Genomic DNA, 2672 nt, shown 5'->3' on the forward strand with positions numbered 1-2672 from the left:
GCCGGGGCAGGCGCCCCGGCCCCGCGCGGGCGGGCGGGCAGGCGGGCAGGCGGGTCAGCCGGCCAGCACGTCGTCCATCTGGCCGACCGCGGCGCGCAGCCCCTCCACCATGCCCATCCCGGCCAGCTGTTCCATCTGCTCCCGGCTGTCGAAGACCGACCGCAGCTCCATCCGGGTGCCGCCGTCGCGCTCGGTGAGCGTCATCCGCATCGTCGTGACGGGCATCTCGGGGTTCGGCTTGCCCTCGTCGTCGCAGAAGCCGTCGGTGAACTCCAGGGCGGTCGGCGCCGTCACCGAGGTGATCCGCCACCAGCCGCCGAACTTCTCGCCCTCCGGGCCGGTCATGAAGTACCGGGCCTCCCCGCCGGGCGTCAGGTCGTGCTCCTCGAACGTGGCCGGGTAGCTCGGCGGGCCCCACCAGCGCTCCAGCCGTCGCGGGTCGGCCCACAGCTGCCAGACCTGCTCGACCGGGGCGCTGAAGTCCGCGATCAGGGTCAGGGTCAGGTGGTCGAGGTCCTTGTCCACGCTGGTCACAGTCATCGGTCGTGTCCTCTCGTCGTGCCGCCGCCGGGACCGGCGTCCGGGCCGTCGCCGGGACCGGGCGGTCCGGTCCCCTCCGGGTCGTCGCGCAGCAGGTCCGCCATCCGGTCCACCCGGGCCCGCCAGCCGGCCGCCAGGTCGTCGAGCGCCCGGCGTGCGCGGTCCACCGCGTCGGGGTCGGTGCGCACCAGCGCCTCCCGTCCGTGCCGCTGCTTGGTGACCAGGCCCGCCCGCTCCAGCACGGTGACGTGCTTCTGCACCGCGGCGAAGCTCATCGGGTACGCCCCGGCCAGCCGGGACACGGACAGCTCGCCCCGCCCGCAGCGGCGGAGTATGTCGCGCCGCGTCGCGTCGGACAGGGCCTGGAACAGCCGGTCCACGGCCTCGTCGGTCTCTGCGGTTCCACCATGTACAACCATTTGGTTGCACGTTACGCCGGGCCGCTCCCGCCCGCAAGGGGAAGGGCCGGCCACTGAAATCCCGCGCACCGGGGTACTCGGCGCCCATGACGGACAACCAGCAGGTCAGCGCCTCGTACTGGATCCAGACCGCCCCGGGGGACCGGTACCCCGCACTGACCGGCGACCTCGACGTGGACGTGGCCGTGATCGGCGGCGGGATCGCCGGGCTGTGCACCGCCCGGGAGCTGGCCCGGGCCGGCCGCAGCGTCGCCGTCCTGGAGGCCGGGCGGATCGCGGCCGGCGTCACCGGCCACACCACCGCCAAGATCACCGCCCTGCACACGCTGGTCTACGACAAGCTGCGCCGGACGCGCGGCGCCGAGGGCGCGCGGCTGTACGCCCGTTCGCAGGCCGAGGCGATCGAGCACACCGCGGACCTGGTGACGGAGCTGGGCATCGACTGCGACTGGGAACGGCGCAGCGCGTACACCTTCGTCCGGGACGCCGGACGGGTGGAGGAACTGCGCGCGGAGGCGCGGGCCGCGCGGGAGGCGGGGCTGCCCGCCTCGTTCGTGACGGAGACCGGGCTGCCGTTCCCCGTCGCGGGCGCCGTCGAGGTCACCGGGCAGGCCCAGTTCCACCCGCGCGCCTACCTGCTGGCCCTCGCCCGGGACCTGGTCGCGCACGGCGGGCACATCCACGAGGACACCACGGTGCTCGGCCTCGACGAGGGCGAACCCTGCCGCGTGTCCACCGCGAACGGCGCGACGGTGACCGCGCGCGACGTCGTGGTCGCCACGCACTACCCGATCTTCGACCGGGCGCTGCTGTTCGCCCGCCTCTCGCCGCGCCGCGAACTGGTCGTCGCGGGAACCGTCCCGGCCGGCCAGGACCCCGGCGGCATGTACATCACGCCGGACGAGAAAACCCGCTCGGTGCGCACCGCCCCCTACGGCGAGGACGGCACCCGGCGCCTGCTGGTGGTCACCGGCGAGCACTTCACGCCGGGCACGGGCGACACCCGGGCCGGATTCGAGCGGCTGGCCGCCTGGACCCGCGAGCACTTCCCCGACGTCGAGCTCACCCACCGCTGGGCGACCCAGGACACCACCCCCACCGACACCGTCCCCCTCGTCGGCCCCCTGCACCACGGCGCCCGGCACGCCTACGTCGCCACCGGGTTCAACGGCTGGGGCATGAGCGGCGGCATGATGGCCGGGCTGCTGCTCACCGCGCAGATCACCGGCGAGGAGTGCGCGTGGAGCGGGCTGTACGACCCGCGCCGGCTGAAGCCCGCGGTGCGGGAGGCGCCGTCCTTCCTGCGGACCCAGGCCGAGGTGGCCCGGCACTTCGTGGGCGACCGGCTGCGCCCCTCGCCGCCGGTGGAGTCCCTGCCGCCGGGCGAGGGCGCGGTGGTCCGCGCGGACGGTCACCGGCTGGCCGTGTACCGGGACGAGGACGGCTCGCTGCACGCGGTCTCGGCCCGCTGCACCCACCTGGGCTGCCTGGTCGACTTCAACGCGGCGGAGCGCGCCTGGGAGTGCCCGTGCCACGGCTCGCGCTTCGACACCGACGGCAAGGTGATCCAGGGCCCGGCGACCAAGCCGCTGGAGCGGCGGGAGATCTGAGTCCCGCCCGGGCCCGCGGCGGGCGCCCCGGCCGTCCGCCGGCGCCCGGTCGGGTGACGGACCGCCCGTGGCGCCGCACGGATCGCGCCGCCCGCCGGAGCCT

3 protein-coding genes are annotated in these 2672 nt (G+C 75.4%); 1 reads left to right on the plus strand and 2 read right to left on the minus strand.

The window, feature by feature from the left end; genetic code table 11:
* Positions 1-54: 54 nt before the first annotated feature.
* A complete protein-coding gene (locus G3I53_RS04125; protein ID WP_164334560.1) occupies positions 55-540 on the minus strand; it encodes an SRPBCC domain-containing protein in 486 nt (161 codons plus the stop codon).
* Entirely contained in the window at positions 537-959 is a 423-nt protein-coding gene (locus G3I53_RS04130; RefSeq protein ID WP_164334561.1) for a metalloregulator ArsR/SmtB family transcription factor, read from the minus strand. The genes G3I53_RS04125 and G3I53_RS04130 overlap by 4 nt, the downstream gene beginning before the upstream one ends.
* A gap of 86 nt (positions 960-1045) precedes the next feature.
* On the opposite strand from G3I53_RS04130, the gene G3I53_RS04135 reads away from it, so the two are divergent.
* Complete coding sequence (locus G3I53_RS04135; protein ID WP_164334562.1) at positions 1046-2569, plus strand: FAD-dependent oxidoreductase; 1524 nt, start codon at positions 1046-1048, stop codon at positions 2567-2569.
* Positions 2570-2672 lie beyond the last annotated feature (103 nt).

Origin of the sequence: Streptomyces sp. SID14436 (assembly GCF_010548465.1) — a bacterium.
Classification (GTDB): Bacteria; Actinomycetota; Actinomycetes; order Streptomycetales; family Streptomycetaceae; genus Streptomyces.

Bases quoted from the DNA above. Each gene is read 5' to 3' on its own strand.
- G3I53_RS04125 (WP_164334560.1), bottom strand. From the start codon at position 540: ATGACTGTGACCAGCGTGGACAAGGACCTCGACCACCTGACCCTGACC.
- G3I53_RS04130 (WP_164334561.1), bottom strand. From the start codon at position 959: ATGGTTGTACATGGTGGAACCGCAGAGACCGACGAGGCCGTGGACCGG.
- G3I53_RS04135 (WP_164334562.1), top strand. From the start codon at position 1,046: ATGACGGACAACCAGCAGGTCAGCGCCTCGTACTGGATCCAGACCGCC.